Source organism: Enterobacter sp. 01-M-03-SI-ECC (assembly GCF_047530215.1).
Lineage (GTDB): Bacteria > Pseudomonadota > Gammaproteobacteria > Enterobacterales > Enterobacteriaceae > Enterobacter > Enterobacter chengduensis.
In genome coordinates, this window is record NZ_JBLKDA010000033.1 from 24,170 (window position 1) to 40,040 (window position 15,871).

Sequence of the window (15,871 nt, forward strand, 5' to 3'; positions counted from 1 at the left end):
GGAGCGGAAATGAAAAAAATTATTAAGGCATCGGTATTACTTCTTTCATTAAGTACCGCCTTCACGATGAATGCCGAGCCGGTTAATACAATGGTACTGCCAGATGCAGCCCGGGATAAGCTCAAAGCCATTGGGCTTTCAATCGAGCACGTCGAACCCTCGCCAGTAAAAGATATTTTTACGGTGATTTCCAGGGAGGGGGTAAGTTACGTGAGCAAAGACGGAGATTACATTTTTACCGGAAGCTTATTCCACGTGAAAGGTAAAGATGTGGTAAACACCACTGAGCAGGCCATTTTAATGGGCGTCCGGGAATTCGCATCCAAAACAAAATCCATCGACTACAAATCACCAAACGAAAAATACCGGCTTGCTATCTTTACCGATATAACCTGTGGATACTGCCAAAAACTGCATCATGATCTGAAGTCTTATCTTGATGCCGGTATTTCGATTAAGTTTCTTGCATTCCCACGTGCAGGACTGAACTCGGTAGTAGCCGGGAACATGGCCAAAATCTGGTGTTCAGCAAAGCCAAACGAAGCTCTGGATGCAGCGATGAATCCGGTTTCAACTATCCCGGAAGGACGTCCTGATGAGGCTTGCTTAAACATTATCAAATCGCATTTCCAGGTGGCCTCAACAATCCCGCTGCAAGGTACTCCTACCATGGTGACACTAAGCGGCAAACCGCAGTTATTTACGGGGTGGCTGAGCCCGGAAAACCTGGTGACCCAAATGGGCGCTGCGCAAAAGTAACTTTTCCGACTGTAAGAGGTGTGTATGAAATCTACTTTACTGAGTACGTTAATGCTGGTTGCTGTAGGTGTACAGCCCGTTTTCGCTGCACAATGTCAGTACGGAGCCTGTGGAACGGAAAACGATCCCGGAATCGGATTTCTGATGTCATCGGTACAAATGGATAAAGGTGAACATCTAAAGGAACTCTCTGGTGTTGCGACCACAGGTGACACCATCTCTAAAAAGATGGAAAGCTACCTGGGAAATAAAAAGCTCAAGGTAAACACCGACAGTACCCGCAAGGGGCCGGGTAATACCACCATCAGGCCTACAGATGAGCTCGCCCCAACGAGGCAACTAAAAGTTATCCGGCCCGAACTGGTAAAAAATCCCGATTCGCAGCTCGTGGTAGCTTTCAATGAGCGCCTGGCCTGATTTATTGACTGAGAGCGTCCAGAAGGAAAAAAGATGTCGATACTCAGTAGCTTCGTCATCAGAGCAACGGGGATACCTGACAAAAAGTATCTCCGGGATCCCGTAATAAAACGTTGTTATAAACGTCTGAGTCGTAGGGTGCCTGCTCTAATGACGGGGTGGCTTCTGTGCATTCTGGGTTCAGGGTATGTCAGTATGGCACTGGAACAGCCTGATAGCACTGTATTACTCAGTCTGCTGCTGTTGTATGTTATGTCAGGCATTTTACTGATGCAGTTCCAGTATATGTATTCAGAGCGAAGCATAGGCTACAAGTTCTACCTGGAAGTGCTTATGAATGCAGCTGCCAGTACTCAACATAAAGAACAGTTACAGTATCTGTTCATTAATAAGCCCAATTCCATCACGATGGGCGATCTTTACCGACTTTATGATTTTAATGGGGGAGGGCGATAGCCACGTTAATGTGCGTGTCCAAAAGTCACTTTTGAACATTCTCTTCCCGCCGTCTGCTTTCAGTTCCAGGGGATCACTGCAACATAATTTCCGGAACGCAGCGGCGCATCAAATTTATCAGTAAAGGCGTCGATCATTGCTGAATAAGCAATGCTGTCTGACGGCACAGGTGCATTGCTTTGCATACTCACTTTCAGAACCTGCTTTGCTCCTTTCGCTGACGGGTATACCTCGACATCCAGCTGTCGCATATAGTGCATCTGCGACATCGTCTCAGTGCCTATTACCCCATCGACTGGCTTGTAGTCATAGTCAGTATGCAATTCGCCATGCTTGTCAGTTCTCGTTGTCTTTTTATCTACAACGTAGCCTGTCACCCCAGTAAGAAGCTGCTCGCTATACTGCATGTTCTCCTGTGAGCTGCTGATTCGGAACCTGAGCACATAATCTGGCTGGTGAGTGGAAATAATGACTCCTTTTTTTGCTAATCCATCAGCAAAACGGCCTGAAAACATTCTGGACTGAATACTTTCGTCCGGAGGGACTATCTGAAACCTTTTATTTGTAACAGGACGAGGCATTAGATCGTACGCATCTACCTGGTTTGCGAAATGATATCCGCATCCACTCAAAAGCATTGCGGTTGTGAGTATAAAGCCCTGCCTAATCATCCTTTAATCTCCAAAAAGCATTGTTTCACGAATAATTCCGATTTACCGGGCCAGTATAATCCATCGCAGGTTAATAACTAACAGGCTGAAAAGCATAAAGGTAGCTATGTCTAAAGAATTTTATTTAAAACCGATGGCCACGATTTTAATTTCTGCGGTTATTGCTACCGCTGCCTCGGCGTTAATCACGGCAACTTATTTTAAACCGAAGGTGCTCAGTGAGGAAGAAATTGGCAAAATTGCCGCTACTTACCTGGTAAAAAATCCCCATTATTTAGTGGAAGCAGGTAAGGCGCTGGAAAATCAGAACGTGAGTGCCTCAGTGGAACGAATAATTCCATATGCGCCAGCTCTGCTGGATACCAAGGAGACGCCAAACATCGGCCCTGATGACGCCGACGTCGCGGTAATCGAGTTCTTCGACTATCAGTGTATTTACTGCATGCGGGTTACACCTGTTGTTGAATCGGTAATGAATCAGAGCAAAGATGTAAAATTCTTCTTTAAAGAATTCCCGATTTTTGCCGGTTCAAAACCTGTATCTGCCATGGGGGCCGCTACGGGTCTGCACGTCTATCAGAATTTCGGTGCTGAAGCCTATCGTAAGTACCACAACAACCTGATGGCTGTGGCTCATACCTTCATGACCTCTCAACGCAAATTCGAACTCACTGACTTTAATACTGTGGTGGAAAAGTCAGGGTTTAACAGCACGTTTTCTGACAGGGAAAAAAACCGGTATGAAAACGTGATCTCCGGCAATATGCAGCTGGGCGAAGCGCTCGGGATCACCGGCACACCCGGTTTCATCATTATGAATATGAAAAAGCCGAATGCGGCGACTACCACATTTATCCCCGGGGCTATGGACGCAGCAACTTTGCAGGGCGCAATCGAAAAAGCTCGCGGGGCCTAAAGTTACTTTCACATTTGATGAGTACGGCCATGCCGGTCATGGCCGCTACGCTTTTACAACGAGTAATTCATCCCAGCGGGTCGTATATCTCGGTGATAGCATGGCCTGCTTCATACGAAAATCCTGTTGAATGCCTTCCCCCAGTAAAAACAGAGCTCCGCGCTTTTCTTTATTGAACCGGTCCATAACTTTCATCAGTGCCTGACTGCCAGGCCTGGCCGGGCGAGTATCAAACAGGCTGAGTTGCTCTGTGCCGTCAGTCATAGCGGAGAGCATTACCCCTGCTTTCGCATACGCTATCCCGGGTCTGTAAATGCGGTTCAGGATGGTCATGGCTGCATCAACCAGATCGCGGGTGTCCTGTGTAGCGGTAAGCGGCTCGATACCACAATTGCTGTAGCGGTTTTCACCTTGCGCATAATTGCTACTCTGAATGAAGACTGTGATTTGACGGGTCCACGAGCCATCCTTGCGCAGCTGCTCTGCCGCCCGGGCGGTAAAAAATGAAACTGCCTCATGTAGCTTGCCTATCTCATTAAGGCGCTGACCAAAACTTCTGGAAACGATAATCTGTTGCCTGACAGGAGGAGACTCGTGCAGCCGGAAACATGGTTCGCCATGCAGTTCCCGCCAGGTACGCTCGATTTCAACGCCAAAGCTTTTACGTAAAAAGCGAACGTCGCTATTATAAAAATCACCGGCAGTGATGATCCCGAAAGCCGACAGGCGTTCACTAATCTTTCGACCAATACCCCATATTTCTCTGGTACTGATCAGGCTCAGGAGCTTCCTGATCCTGGCCTGATCAGTCAAAACTACAACCCCGCCTGTAGCTGCCCATCGTTTGCTCGCATAGGTGCATAATTTAGCGAGGGTTTTGGTGCTTGAACAACCCACACCACAGGTAAGGGACAGATTATGAAGAAGTGTACTTCTGATCAACCGGCCGTAATCTTCATAATCTATTATCTTGTTCATGTTTTTCAATAACATGAAATTTTCATCTATGCTATATCGACTCGATTGAGGCGCGAAGCTTTCCAGCGTTTCATGGAAGCGATTTGAGTAGTCTTCATACAAAGTAAAGTTAGAGCTCCTGACTTCGATCCGGTGTTGCTGAATCAAATCCCTGCACTTAAAAATTGGGGTCCCACGCTTAATACCAACGCTTTTAGCCAGTTTATTCATTGCAATGACGGACGAATCGTTATTGCTGGCTATGATGAGCGGCTTTTTTGACAGCTTGGGATCCATCGCACACTCAAATGCCGCATAGGCTCCGTTAATATCAACGTGCATGTACATGGCTGAACTGATTCAGTGCAAAGGTGACGACGCCCCATATCTCAAGGGATTCAGGATTTACACGTATCGGCTTATAGGCTGGATTAGAAGGCATCAAAAGCAGCTCAGGATACGTGTGTAAGATCTTTACCGTAAACTCTCCATCCACCAGCGCAACGACGATAGAGCCGTGTCGTGCTGTTAAAGACCGATCCACAACCAGTATTGCTCCATCATTGATACCGGCATTGATCATACTGAGGCCCGCCGCCCTGACAAAGAAGGTTGAGGGGCGGTTGCGGACTACATATTCATGCAAATTTAATTCATTATCTTCATGCCCGGCGCACGGACTCATCACTCCACAGCTTAGTAAATCACTGAAAAAAGGTGCCATTTCGTAAGGCTTGTTGCTAATGTGCTCAAGGATAACAGACATAGCTACACTCGAATTCTTGTACTGTATGTATAAACAGTATTGCGAGTTGAAGAGAAAAGATCAAATCTCTCCGGTAACGCTATCAAGCCTGACGAAAAATTAAGCTTTATCATAAACATCAAAAACCATCTTTTACCGATAATGGCGAGCTGGCCTACGAAGAAGGTATACAAGCTAGGATGAAAGGATTCTGATGCTCCTCCCACCAAATTTTTTATCTCCTGAAGACCAGGCTGAGTACGATGCTTATATGGCAAGGTTCAGCGAGGTAAATCACTATTATGAGCATTGCACTGTCCCCGTGATTGACTGGTTTTTTAAACAAGCAACCGAGGCGCTGCATCATGGTCTATGGTTACCGGCCTGTACGAGCTTTCTGAATGGGATCGAAACATCACTCAGGGTTACGCTGAAGTTGAAATCAACTGTTAACGTTCAGCAGTCAGTTCCTGTACTGGTGGACTTAGATGGTACGTCAGTAATGAGTAACGCTTTAATGCGAAAGGCTAAGCAGGAAGGGATGCCGATAGAATTACTGTCATTTCCAGCCGAGAAGAATATGTTGGCAAAGATAGACGCTGGTAAAAAACCTGAAGCAGATATCGTCAGGCTTAGAAATAGTCTATGCCATGGCAACATTCTGGAGTTCATTATGAGTGTTAAAGTCGGTTCTCCAGATCCCATACGAATTTTTACTCCTGGTAACTGCTGTGGTTTAGCGCTTTTACTTTCGGCCTTATCGAAGAAATGGACGGTAGGCTTGCATCAATACTGGATCGACAACAATCTGACGTCCTGCTGAAACCTCATAAATCATGCCTACTAAAGTCACGTGCAAAAAAACGTTGTAGCATGATATGTTTAAAGTCAAAACAGTGGGTTCTATGTTTTGACGGCAAACATGATATAACTAATACTTCATAAGTAGATATCAATAGTCATAATGGAGTGAACTATGAAATTAAAAAATATTCTGCTGTGTGCGATGATGTCAGTCGCTTTTGGCTCCTCTGCTAATACTACACATAAAGTTGAAAACGAACCTATCCCAAACATTATTCTTGATGGTAAGGTTGATGATATTTGTAAAGATGCAAGCATCCGAACTGAACTTAATCATGATAAAGCAAAGGAACTGGTAACCACCAACCTGAAGCAGGCATTACCATTAAATACGGTACCGGATAAGTTGGATGAAGTTGCAGAAGCCTTTGTAAACCGCGACAAAGGCGCTTCAGAAACAGCAGACCATTGCCTTGTTAATGTACGTAATAAATACTGGGAAATGTATCCCTCTGAAGATAAGTAGCATTTATTATTAAAGGCTTCACTTAAGAAGCCTTTTTTAACCCTTTGCGAAACCTGCTTTAAAAGCAATGCGCTATTCATATCTAAGAATCTATTTAATTAATGAATAATAGTGGACGGATTCATTTCTAGTGAATGCCGAAGTTGGTGTTTTTTGAGTTATTAGACGGTAAGTGCAATCTGGTATGATTCACCTAACATACGAATCTGGAAGGAAAGGTATATGGGTGACCTGGTCAGCAAAAATAACATTGACCGTTTAGAGCGATTTCATTCTTTGCTGGCGGGTCAGTACTGGACGTCCACTGACAGCATCCCTGAAGAGGGTATTGTGGCAGGGGATACGCTGCTCATTACGTCTTTGCGTTACGTTGAAGATAAGCTGCACACAGTGATTCTACGCGCCCATCCCCGCGTTTACGGTCAGACTGTAGCTATTGTCACTGAAGACAGCAGCGGCAACCGTAGGGAACGTGGCAAAGAAATGCGAGAGCATCGCTTCCTGGTTAAGGATTTTCTGTCCAGTTTTGTATTTGAACCCGACCATAAGGTAATCCGGGATGCTGAACTCAGACAAGCTCAGGAAGAAGTGAATAGCCTACAGGCATCGCTTACAGCCCTCGTGAGCGATGCTCAGGGGCTCCGTGACCTTGCGATTGAGCAATTAGGTACAGATGACCGTGAAAACCCTGTGACGGGCCTTAGCGTTGCGTTAGTGCCCCCACAAGAGCAGCAGGCGGTAACCTCACTGGCGATTGGATCAGTTCAAAATGCTCTGTCCTCTGGTATTTCAGATACCCGCATTGAACAAATCAGAGAAGCGGCCTTAAAAGAAGGGCAGATCAGCACAGCCATCAGCAAAATCATCACACAACGAACGCAGGCAATCGCTAATGCCAGCAAAAGAATGCTGCCCTATTTCGAGGAAGTTGCAGCGGCAAGTCTGGCCACTACAGAAGAAGCCATGGAATATGTGAAGAAAATCCACGATGGCGTTGGCAGTCTGGAACTGTATACCGGCAAAGACGTTGAGGTAGTGAATATCGTGAAGGGTGAATCCGCTCCATCACACCTCCCGCTCCAGGTCGTTCAGGCAAAGCTGATGGTGGATGAAGAGCTGGCCGTATGGTGCGATCTCGATAGCTGGTTCGACTTCTCTGATATGGAAAAATTTCATGAAACTTTACGAACCAGCCCCGGGCTGGTGGAGCAGATTTTTCCGTCCGAACGTTCCATCGTATGTATGGCCACAACACGACGTTATATCGATTACCGCGATCCCTGGGAAAATCATGTCCGCAATGACAGGAACCGGGTTGTATTCCTTCTGGTCCGGGACGGTCAAAATATTCATCAGGTTTACTCTTCGGTAGAAAGCCATCTTGGGGCTTCGCAGCTATTCCCTTCCGCCAGCGAACAGGAAGCACATTTCCAGGGGATTGATGGCAGCACCATAAAGTTTGAGGACGTCAGTTATACCGACCGACTGAAGCAGCATGATCTTATGGCACTTCACTACCGTCGTTTCCTGATCCTTATCTGCGGCCTCGATCACCGGCTCAAACTATTTGGTGATTTCTATGATACCAATACCCCTTACAGTTTTCTGAGCCTTGAGTTCCAGGAACGGTACTTCCAATTTCTGCACGACAAAGACGGTTCTGGCCTTTTGGGTATGGCTGAGACACGGCCGTCTCTGCAAAGTTATCTTGAACAGGCAAACTCATGCCTTCAGTCCGGATCCCGGGTAATGTGCAACTGGGATTCGTTGATGAACCCAGTGACAGCACCAGGAGCAGTTCAGGAAGACAACAGCTACTCTGGCTATAAATGGCTTGGGAGAACCCATAAAAACTATGAGCCGGTTATTGCATTCCGTCAGGGAGACGATATCTGTGTCAACGCAACAGTAAACAGATACTCAACGGATCGAGATTTCAATTGTAAGGTGAATTTGTCTTTATTTAAGGAGTCCAGCAGGAATGATGCTGAACTGGGTTTCCTGTGCATGGATACCATTAAAGCGGAGGAGCTCGAATGGTACATTCACAGACGTAAATTCAGGTCTAATCACCTGTTTTACATTCGCTTCTTCAAGATGGCTTTAAATTATATTCGTGCCGAGCGTGAGGCAGAAGAACCTTACCGGCAGATGCTGAGCCAGGCTCTGGCCGATGGAAATATTGGCCAGCCTAATCTGAGATCAGAGTTGATAGATCGATGCATTGTAGCCTGGCGAGCTGATAACAGGGGGGCGACGCTGGAAGCTGCCATGAGTACAGAGAAGGGCTCCAAAGAGCTCCTGAACCAGCTCTATATGCTCGCTGATGTGGGGCTCAAACATCTTCCCGGGGTTCGTAATTTTATTAGCAGCAAAGGCTATGAGCTGGTCAGGTTATCGGTAAATGCTTCAGGGAAACTTGTTGCATATGCCGCACCAGCAAATTTTGAATGCGACAACCGGATGGAAGGGCATGCCTGGGTTCATCGAATGGTACTTGCTACATCCCGAAATGTCTTAAACGTCACTCATCAACGTTTTGCGAAAATGAAACACTTCTTACCAGCTGAAAACACCCTGTTCGAAGATGAACAGCTGGTGGCCACATGGTCGGGCAAAAAGACTGCTTTCAAAAGCTTCGAAGAGAAGCAGCGTTATTTTGATACATGCTCCCGTGGCGCTCAGGCTCTTAAGCAGTTTTTAAAGCTGAACGATCCGGTGATTTACACCAATCTGCTTGGCCAGTGGATTGAGGCCTATGAAAGTATCAATGAAACCAGTGAGTACGTACAGCAAGTAAGCCTAATGGCTCCTGTTGCGGTCAAGAGCGAAAAAGGTAAAGCCAGCCTCATCTATATTGGCACTAAAGACCTGGCCGACTGGTTTTATCAGAAAGCGCCGACACCCGAGTTGCAGGCGCTGTTCCTTGAGGAATACCTGTCCAAATTTGAAAATAAAGAGGTCAATAAAGAAAAGCTACTTTCACGCAGAAATACCGCTCTGTCTCTCAGTTTTTACACCATGGACAACGGGGAAGTACCAGATGAAATCCTCGTCACCAAATCAGTTGATAATGCCAGACGGTGGTATTCAGGAATGTTCACAAGCATGCCAACGATGTTAAATGACCAGTGGTCCTGCCATGTTGCGCATTTTTCCCGTAACGGAAAACTCTATTTGACGCCTGATCTGGTCACTGATGAAGGGGAACCTGGTTTTGATGAAATACTCGGGTATCCGCGCCCGGAGGGGCTGGTACCGGTAACCGTGTGTGAGTTTGAAATTGACCACTTTAACCGACGTGGCATTGATGCGAATGGTGATAAGGTGAATATTACACAGTGGGTCGATATTTATCAGGGTGAGCGTGAGGTTACGGAACTGCTGGGGCCTATTTCTGAAGAAGGGGTGAACATCAAAACCTACAGGATGGACACTCTTGAGCAGGCGATGAAAAACATCTCCCGGGGCTCGACGCGCCTCAGACCGTCAACGGAGAATAGCGAGTGGCAACAGCCAGCAGAAGGTGTGAGCCGCTATGTACTTCGGTCATGGTAAAACGCGGGGGCAGGTGCCATCAAAACATCAAACAAAAAGCCATTACAGGCTCAAAGACCCCTTATCGCTCAAATTTGAAAGAGATAAGGCTTTATGATGGCAACGAGGATTATCACCCATCTCGCCGGAGTAACTGGCATAAAAATTGTTTAATCTTTATGCCAGCGCTTCGGCATTTGCTGGCAAGGAGACAGTGTTGAAAGACCATATCGTACCCCCACGAAAAACTAGCGCGAGTTTATCTTATCAACTCAAACGTATTGGGCGCATGCTCCTTCTTTTACTGAGCTTGGCTTTTATAGTTTACGGATTCGTACTGGCTTTCCATCCGCCGCTAACAACCTGGCTACTTCAACCCGGTGGACACTTTGCCCCAGATGACCGATTCATACTGGTTAGTGTTAAGGTTCAGTTTACAACCGGAATAATGGGGCTAATTGTTTGGCGCTTATGGTAAAAGTGGCAAGCAATGATGGGAGAAGGATAACGTTGCTCAGCTCAATCCGGTTTACTGATTGCTTAAATAGAAGGCAGTCATGCCTACATCAGAAAGGAGAAGCATAGATGGTAGAAGCACGTTATCAAGGCAAGCCTGTTAGCAGTCTTCCTGAAGAAGCTTTTGCTGAAGGGTTATCGCGATCCGGTTTAAGCCCCGTTCTGCTACTGGCATCCCCGACCACAGTACCCGTTACCACGGATGAGCGCTGGTGGCTCGCAAAGGAAAACGTGTCAGGACATTACGGCAGGATTTTTTATGCTGCGGTGCGGGAGTTGGTCATAAGGTCGGATATCATCTCAGTAGTGAGAAGTATTGCAGATGAGAATTTCACGTCCGAACATATGGGGTACTTCGAGCGACTTACCTCTGATGAAAAAGAAGTCGTGTTTAGTGATTACCTGCGCACTCTCGCTGAAGGCGGTCTTACCTGCACTGAGAAGAATCTCGTCAAACTGACGCAAGATTTATACCCGATTGATGCAACTCCTGACAACATTAGAAAGCTATCCACGGACAGGGATGCACTGAACGAACTACACATCGATGGTATGGTACTTTTTATTACCGGCCCTGCGCTTTGATTATGGAGATAATACATGCGGTGTTATCCCTGTTAAGGGTTAAGGTAACATTCTTCTAGAATTACAGAAAAATAGAGGTCTAACATGATAGTAAATAAAAACAGGTTTATGCATAAAAACGGGAAAAGGTTTAAGTCCATCGGAAGGTATTTAAGATTTTGGCAAGCAGTAGCGTCCTCTGGTTTACCCATGGACATGGTAATACGGGAAAAACCATATCAACTTATGGTCGCTTTGATTGCTTTATATACGGCCATCCCTGTTGTTACAATAGTAATTTTATCTGGTCAGCAATCGCATAAGTTGGAACTAATTGCTGTGCATTTCAGTACAATTATCACGATGGTGTTTGTTTTGCGTCGAAAGATGGGGAAACGTTGGCTGGATTTATTTGAAGAAAAATTAGCCATTTATAAACCTAATGATAAACTCGCGCTTAGCGAATTACACGAAAGCATACGTGAGAAAAATGGGCTAGACTTGCAGGATTTACAAGATTGGTACTGGAAAGAGAAGATGACATATGAGTATCACAAAGAACGTAAAACAACTATAAGCTATCAAAAATTCAAGTAGCGTTTTAAAATGACAGGGGAGGGCTATTGTGATTTATTAAGTCGGCAAGGTTATTAGGTAGGGGTGTTCAATATGATAAATTCTTCGAGTGAGGTTATTTCAAGAGTTGTTCTGGGCCTTTGAGATAGCTAATTATCATTACAGACTTTATCGAAAGGTATGAATTATGAACATTACCGACAAAGAACTTAGCTCAAATACAGTGAGACAGTATGGATGGAACTTAGGAGAGTTCAATCACTCAACGCCTTTTACATCTCATTTTATTTATATCACCGACTATCATAAAGATAATACATGGATGATTTCACTTTCGCAGGAGGATTTTAATACAACCAAAATTTTAACATCGTTAAGTCTAGGGAAGGTGCGAACAAGTTCCTGATATGAGATCATCATATTCATCCGGAGCGCATCCCAGAGGGACATCATGAGCCATTAACTCACCTTCGCCGATAGTGAATTCAGCACTAAGCGCCGTCAGACCCGAAAAGAGATTTTCCTCTCCCGCATGGAGCAGATTCTGCCATGGCAGAATATGACCGCTGTCATCGAGCCGTTTTATCCCAAGGCGGGCAATGGCCGACGGCCCTATCCGCTGGAGACCATGCTGCGTATTCACTGCATGCAGCATTGGTACAACCTGAGCGACGGTGCCATGGAAGATGCCCTGTACGAAATCGCCTCCATGCGCCTGTTTGCCCGATTATCCCTGGATAGCGCCCTGCCGGATCGCACCACCATCATGAATTTCCGCCACCTGCTCGAGCAGCATCAACTGGCCCGTCAATTGTTCAAGACCATCAATCGCTGGCTGGCCGAAGCAGGCGTCATGATGACCCAAGGCACTTTGGTGGATGCCACCATCATTGAGGCACCCAGCTCTAGCAAGAACAAAGAGCAGCAACGCGATCCGGAGATGCATCAGACCAAGAAAGGCAATCAGTGGCACTTTGGCATGAAGGCCCACATTGGTGTCGATGCCAAGAGTGGCCTGACCCACAGCCTAGTCACCACCGCGGCCAACGAGCATGACCTCAATCAGCTGGGTAATCTGCTTCATGGAGAGGAGCAATTTGTCTCAGCCGATGCCGGCTACCAAGGAGCGCCACAGCGCGAGGAGCTGGCCGAGGTGGATGTGGACTGGCTGATCGCCGAGCGTCCCGGCAAGGTAAAAACCTTGAAGCAGCATCCGCGCAAGAACAAAACGGCCATCAACATCGAATACATGAAAGCCAGCATCCGTGCCAAGGTGGAGCACCCGTTTCGCATCATCAAGCGGCAGTTCGGCTTCGTGAAAGCCAGATACAAGGGGCTGCTGAAAAACGATAACCAACTGGCGATGTTATTCACCCTGGCCAACCTGTTTCGGGTGGACCAAATGATACGTCAGTGGGAGAGATCTCAGTAAAAACCGGAAATAACGCCAGAAATGGTGGAAAAAATAGCCTAAATAGGCTGATTCGATGTGTTTGCGGGAAAAAAATCGGCCCAGATCCGCGAAATTTTAATCAGCGAGTCAGCTTGGGAAGAAATGACCTGCTTATTCGCACCTTCCCTAGATGCCTGTGTATCCATGCTCGGAAAGATACTAAAAAAAATGTCTAACAAAAACGGTATCTCACAAACGGAAGAATCTGAATTCGCATTTCTTTTAACAAACTATATTAAACAGACTTTGACTTTTAGAGAATGGCAACGCAATGCTGACGGAAATCAACGACTGCACTTTCTTATTAATATCTACGGTGCAAAAGAAGACGGTGGCGAAGTGGTTTTAAGACCATTTATTGTAAATCCTGATGAATTAATGCTTACTCCAGCGGATGTCGTTGAATTTAATTCGCAGGTTATCAACGTTGATCGGCAGCGTCATCCTGAGTGGTTCCGTTAACTGGTCACAAGGGTTAAGAGCCTGAAAGGCTGCGATAGTGTATACGCAGCCTATTCTGTATAGCCGTCGCGTAATAATTGTTCTAAATGACTATCGACCGTTTCCTGATCACCAGGAATATATCGTGGCCATCCTGTTATATCGTTGACGCGTTTCACTATGTATGGATGAAACCCAAACTGCTCGGAAGTGATGTCAATATAATATTGCACTTCTTCGAAGTTCAATTCACACCAATAATGGCCAAAGCCACCACTCTCTGTAAATATACCGCCATCATCTGCACCGTTACCCCCACGAACAACAGCATCTAGACCTTTAGTTTTTGCTAAATAACATACAAGATAGCTTGCAAAAAGGCATGTGCCTTTCGTCTTCTTTGTGCCGCACTCCGTCAAAACTGAAAGTAGCTTTTCATGCGCCACTCGTGCAATGCCTGATACCAATTCCGGGGACATGTCTGCTCCAATGAAATTATTAGATCGACTTAAACAGGTAATATGTAATTAGGCATTACGATAAGTCGTGCCCTATTGGTTGGTACATCGTAAGAAAAGTAACTTTTCTAATCCCAGCCTGCACTCCGGGAATGCTTCTAACCTGAATAAATCACGGGGGCAGTGCTGGATACTTGTCAACTGTATTTGGATTCACAGGCTAACTATTTTTATACAGTTTAAGTGAATAAAACTTACTTAAAGCAGCGAACCACGCCGAAAGTGTAATGAGGAATACCGCCAATTCATCAGAACCATTTTTGATAGCACTGAGTAGAGCGATTAGTCCAAGGAACACCGAAAGAAAGACTAGTATTGCGGGTAAAAGTTTATACATGATAGACGTTCCTTTTAAAGGTTCAGATAGGTAGACCAACGCAGATAACGTCGGAATTGCCTGTTGTAAGATTACGCTCATTTAATTATTTTTATAACCTATGAATCCGCGTATAATTTCATTTGTAGTAATCTTCGTAATATATATCTGATAGACATTGATCTTTTTAATGTCTTGTTGACTCACAACACCATATAAGCAACTCTTAGATTGGTTTAACACAGCGCTTCCACTAACTCCATTTTGATAAAAAGCAGTCAAACCATCAGAACCAACTATTCCTTTATAATAGTAGGTTGAGTCGGGGGAAGCATACGTATTTGAAAGCGTATTATACATTCCCGATAGAACCCAAACAGACTCACCTGGAGCTAGAACATTATCACATACTGGAAGCTTCCAATTAGGTGGGGCTTTGACAATAGTATTTTTTTCTACTTTTAAAAGAGCGAGGTCCCGGTTCTTAGGATCATCAATATTGATAACTGTTGCTGGTTGGCTCCCATTCCTTGTTATTATACTTAGACTATAATCCTTGCTTGCATCAAGCCATAAATGTGAAGCTGTAAGAATATGTTGTTCATCGATCCAAGTACCTGAGCCGGAGATTGTCTTATTTCCAGACTTGATTTGAATTTTTACAGCTGAGTCCGAAAGCTCAAAATCATTGTGGTGCATACTTTGTTTATGAGGATTATCGGTGGAACAAGCAGAAATCAGTAAGGCTGAAAGAGCTAAAACCTTTCTATACATAGTCAGTTTCCTTCGAATAAGGCGAGTTTGGTTTCTAGAATATTTTATCCAGCGAGGAATTCTTCTAACGTGCTATCTTGGTACTGGGGATATATCTGCTTCATCATGCCAAAAGCAGCAACCGCTACGCTTTCTAAGTCGGAATAGAATTTAGGCTCCGTATTAAGATCATCACCATTCTTCAGAACGCCCTCGAAGCAGCTATAATCATTTCCGAACTCTTGAACAATAATCCAGCGCCCATCACGGAAACCTACGAGCATAACCGCTGAATTAGGATAGTCGCCAGCAGGCGTTAGCCAATCAAAGTGATAGTGCTTTATCGTATCATATTTCAGATGTACATTCATTATTCCTCCGTTGGCGATTACATTATTTGAGTTTTTTCATGGACTCTAAAGAAGCGAGGTAGGAATTATAGCGATCACCAAATTTTTCTTTCGCACGCTTAACGCGCATTTTCTCCGCGAGCTCAGTCTTGTTTTCTGCCTGGTAGGTCCTATTATTTTGCGTCTTTACTTCGGCCCCTGGGCCTGCTGCGTACGTTTTGTTTTTCTCGCTAATACACGCTCGGCATTTACTCTTGAGGCCAAACTTGCCCTTGAGCTCTTTTCCAAACTGTTCAAAGGGTTTAACTTGCTGACATGATTTGCATTTTTTAAAGCCCGGGGGGAGGTAGGTGTCAGCCATGAGCTGCTCCAGTAGGTATTGATTATAGGTGATTTTAACTTAAAGACGACGTCACTTTCAAATAAATCGACTACTTAACGCTGATCTTACATAATCCTGATTATGCGCACTTAAGTTGTTAGAACCATTTAGTAATGTCACTTTTTATCCAGATAGAAACGTCACCTTAGAGTAAGCTAAACTGAATGCAATTCTAAGGGGCTCAACGCATGTTGGTGACCATGTCAGATAAAGA

The 15,871-nt window shown here is 45.2% G+C and carries 19 protein-coding genes; 12 read left to right on the top strand and 7 right to left on the bottom strand.

Going from position 1 to position 15,871, the window contains the following annotated elements; all coding sequences use genetic code 11:
- Nucleotides 1-9: 9 nt before the first annotated feature.
- The 3 genes from ACMWKK_RS21990 to ACMWKK_RS22000 all read left to right on the top strand — a co-directional run bounded on the left by ACMWKK_RS21990 (nucleotide 10) and on the right by ACMWKK_RS22000 (nucleotide 1,632).
- Complete coding sequence (locus ACMWKK_RS21990; RefSeq protein WP_000720274.1) at nucleotides 10-759, top strand: thioredoxin fold domain-containing protein; 750 nt, start codon at nucleotides 10-12, stop codon at nucleotides 757-759.
- A gap of 24 nt (nucleotides 760-783) precedes the next feature.
- Nucleotides 784-1,176 (top strand): hypothetical protein, encoded by a 393-nt coding sequence (locus tag ACMWKK_RS21995; protein WP_000843243.1) that lies wholly within the window; start codon nucleotides 784-786, stop codon nucleotides 1,174-1,176.
- A gap of 195 nt (nucleotides 1,177-1,371) precedes the next feature.
- Nucleotides 1,372-1,632, top strand: a complete 261-nt coding sequence (locus ACMWKK_RS22000; protein ID WP_001439466.1) for a hypothetical protein — start codon at nucleotides 1,372-1,374, stop codon at nucleotides 1,630-1,632.
- Between the two features lie 59 nt (nucleotides 1,633-1,691).
- Here the strand turns inward: ACMWKK_RS22000 and ACMWKK_RS22005 are convergent, their stop codons facing one another.
- Entirely contained in the window at nucleotides 1,692-2,147 is a 456-nt protein-coding gene (locus ACMWKK_RS22005) for a hypothetical protein (protein WP_223230168.1), read from the bottom strand.
- A gap of 262 nt (nucleotides 2,148-2,409) precedes the next feature.
- Here ACMWKK_RS22005 and ACMWKK_RS22010 point away from each other — a divergent pair, with 262 nt between their 5' ends.
- Nucleotides 2,410-3,219 carry a DsbA family protein gene (locus ACMWKK_RS22010; protein WP_000031378.1) on the top strand — a complete coding sequence of 270 codons (810 nt, stop codon included), beginning with the start codon at nucleotides 2,410-2,412 and terminating at the stop codon, nucleotides 3,217-3,219.
- Between the two features lie 45 nt (nucleotides 3,220-3,264).
- Here the strand turns inward: ACMWKK_RS22010 and umuC are convergent, their stop codons facing one another.
- The gene (umuC, locus tag ACMWKK_RS22015) at nucleotides 3,265-4,518 is read right to left on the bottom strand and encodes a translesion error-prone DNA polymerase V subunit UmuC (protein WP_001371894.1); all 1,254 of its coding nucleotides are present in this window, start codon (nucleotides 4,516-4,518) and stop codon (nucleotides 3,265-3,267) included.
- Entirely contained in the window at nucleotides 4,508-4,942 is a 435-nt protein-coding gene (gene umuD / locus ACMWKK_RS22020) for a translesion error-prone DNA polymerase V autoproteolytic subunit (RefSeq protein ID WP_000111290.1), read from the bottom strand. Before umuD ends, umuC begins: the two co-directional genes overlap by 11 nt.
- 193 nt (nucleotides 4,943-5,135) lie before the next feature.
- On the opposite strand from umuD, the gene ACMWKK_RS22025 reads away from it, so the two are divergent.
- The 8 genes from ACMWKK_RS22025 (at nucleotide 5,136) to ACMWKK_RS22060 (ending at nucleotide 13,359) form a co-directional block, all read left to right on the top strand.
- Nucleotides 5,136-5,744: a hypothetical protein gene (locus ACMWKK_RS22025; protein WP_000926374.1), complete on the top strand. Its 609-nt coding sequence runs from the start codon at nucleotides 5,136-5,138 to the stop codon at nucleotides 5,742-5,744.
- Between the two features lie 153 nt (nucleotides 5,745-5,897).
- Entirely contained in the window at nucleotides 5,898-6,251 is a 354-nt protein-coding gene (locus ACMWKK_RS22030) for a hypothetical protein (protein ID WP_000769182.1), read from the top strand.
- Nucleotides 6,252-6,473: 222 nt separating this feature from the next.
- Nucleotides 6,474-9,809 carry a hypothetical protein gene (locus ACMWKK_RS22035; protein WP_000502666.1) on the top strand — a complete coding sequence of 1,112 codons (3,336 nt, stop codon included), beginning with the start codon at nucleotides 6,474-6,476 and terminating at the stop codon, nucleotides 9,807-9,809.
- A 564-nt stretch (nucleotides 9,810-10,373) separates the two neighbouring features.
- On the top strand, nucleotides 10,374-10,889 hold the full coding sequence (locus ACMWKK_RS22040) for a hypothetical protein (RefSeq protein WP_000228894.1): 516 nt from the start codon (nucleotides 10,374-10,376) through the stop codon (nucleotides 10,887-10,889).
- An 84-nt stretch (nucleotides 10,890-10,973) separates the two neighbouring features.
- Nucleotides 10,974-11,465, top strand: coding sequence for a hypothetical protein (locus tag ACMWKK_RS22045; protein ID WP_000636790.1), 492 nt, complete (start codon nucleotides 10,974-10,976; stop codon nucleotides 11,463-11,465).
- Nucleotides 11,466-11,961: 496 nt separating this feature from the next.
- Nucleotides 11,962-12,876: an IS5 family transposase gene (locus tag ACMWKK_RS22050; RefSeq protein WP_100185530.1), complete on the top strand. Its 915-nt coding sequence runs from the start codon at nucleotides 11,962-11,964 to the stop codon at nucleotides 12,874-12,876.
- A complete protein-coding gene (locus tag ACMWKK_RS22055) occupies nucleotides 12,858-13,073 on the top strand; it encodes a hypothetical protein (protein ID WP_122966916.1) in 216 nt (71 codons plus the stop codon). The genes ACMWKK_RS22050 and ACMWKK_RS22055 overlap by 19 nt, the downstream gene beginning before the upstream one ends.
- On the top strand, nucleotides 12,976-13,359 hold the full coding sequence (locus ACMWKK_RS22060; protein ID WP_233144839.1) for a hypothetical protein: 384 nt from the start codon (nucleotides 12,976-12,978) through the stop codon (nucleotides 13,357-13,359). Before ACMWKK_RS22055 ends, ACMWKK_RS22060 begins: the two co-directional genes overlap by 98 nt.
- A 50-nt stretch (nucleotides 13,360-13,409) precedes the next feature.
- Here the strand turns inward: ACMWKK_RS22060 and ACMWKK_RS22065 are convergent, their stop codons facing one another.
- From ACMWKK_RS22065 to ACMWKK_RS22080, 4 genes are all read right to left on the bottom strand, one after another.
- Nucleotides 13,410-13,817, bottom strand: coding sequence for a hypothetical protein (locus tag ACMWKK_RS22065; RefSeq protein ID WP_001371904.1), 408 nt, complete (start codon nucleotides 13,815-13,817; stop codon nucleotides 13,410-13,412).
- A gap of 457 nt (nucleotides 13,818-14,274) precedes the next feature.
- On the bottom strand, nucleotides 14,275-14,946 hold the full coding sequence (locus tag ACMWKK_RS22070) for a S1 family peptidase (protein ID WP_000285959.1): 672 nt from the start codon (nucleotides 14,944-14,946) through the stop codon (nucleotides 14,275-14,277).
- A 44-nt stretch (nucleotides 14,947-14,990) separates the two neighbouring features.
- A complete protein-coding gene (locus ACMWKK_RS22075; RefSeq protein ID WP_001100610.1) occupies nucleotides 14,991-15,296 on the bottom strand; it encodes a hypothetical protein in 306 nt (101 codons plus the stop codon).
- Between the two features lie 22 nt (nucleotides 15,297-15,318).
- Complete coding sequence (locus tag ACMWKK_RS22080; RefSeq protein ID WP_000785965.1) at nucleotides 15,319-15,636, bottom strand: hypothetical protein; 318 nt, start codon at nucleotides 15,634-15,636, stop codon at nucleotides 15,319-15,321.
- Nucleotides 15,637-15,871 lie beyond the last annotated feature (235 nt).

Excerpts from the sequence above, each read along its gene's own strand:
- ACMWKK_RS21990 (WP_000720274.1), top strand. The coding sequence starts at position 10 with ATGAAAAAAATTATTAAGGCATCGGTATTACTTCTTTCATTAAGTACC.
- ACMWKK_RS21995 (WP_000843243.1), top strand. The coding sequence starts at position 784 with ATGAAATCTACTTTACTGAGTACGTTAATGCTGGTTGCTGTAGGTGTA.
- ACMWKK_RS22000 (WP_001439466.1), top strand. The coding sequence starts at position 1,372 with ATGGCACTGGAACAGCCTGATAGCACTGTATTACTCAGTCTGCTGCTG.
- ACMWKK_RS22005 (WP_223230168.1), bottom strand. The coding sequence starts at position 2,147 with ATGTTTTCAGGCCGTTTTGCTGATGGATTAGCAAAAAAAGGAGTCATT.
- ACMWKK_RS22010 (WP_000031378.1), top strand. The coding sequence starts at position 2,410 with ATGTCTAAAGAATTTTATTTAAAACCGATGGCCACGATTTTAATTTCT.
- umuC (WP_001371894.1), bottom strand. The coding sequence starts at position 4,518 with ATGCACGTTGATATTAACGGAGCCTATGCGGCATTTGAGTGTGCGATG.
- umuD (WP_000111290.1), bottom strand. The coding sequence starts at position 4,942 with ATGTCTGTTATCCTTGAGCACATTAGCAACAAGCCTTACGAAATGGCA.
- ACMWKK_RS22025 (WP_000926374.1), top strand. The coding sequence starts at position 5,136 with ATGCTCCTCCCACCAAATTTTTTATCTCCTGAAGACCAGGCTGAGTAC.
- ACMWKK_RS22030 (WP_000769182.1), top strand. The coding sequence starts at position 5,898 with ATGAAATTAAAAAATATTCTGCTGTGTGCGATGATGTCAGTCGCTTTT.
- ACMWKK_RS22035 (WP_000502666.1), top strand. The coding sequence starts at position 6,474 with ATGGGTGACCTGGTCAGCAAAAATAACATTGACCGTTTAGAGCGATTT.
- ACMWKK_RS22040 (WP_000228894.1), top strand. The coding sequence starts at position 10,374 with ATGGTAGAAGCACGTTATCAAGGCAAGCCTGTTAGCAGTCTTCCTGAA.
- ACMWKK_RS22045 (WP_000636790.1), top strand. The coding sequence starts at position 10,974 with ATGATAGTAAATAAAAACAGGTTTATGCATAAAAACGGGAAAAGGTTT.
- ACMWKK_RS22065 (WP_001371904.1), bottom strand. The coding sequence starts at position 13,817 with ATGTCCCCGGAATTGGTATCAGGCATTGCACGAGTGGCGCATGAAAAG.
- ACMWKK_RS22070 (WP_000285959.1), bottom strand. The coding sequence starts at position 14,946 with ATGTATAGAAAGGTTTTAGCTCTTTCAGCCTTACTGATTTCTGCTTGT.
- ACMWKK_RS22075 (WP_001100610.1), bottom strand. The coding sequence starts at position 15,296 with ATGAATGTACATCTGAAATATGATACGATAAAGCACTATCACTTTGAT.
- ACMWKK_RS22080 (WP_000785965.1), bottom strand. The coding sequence starts at position 15,636 with ATGGCTGACACCTACCTCCCCCCGGGCTTTAAAAAATGCAAATCATGT.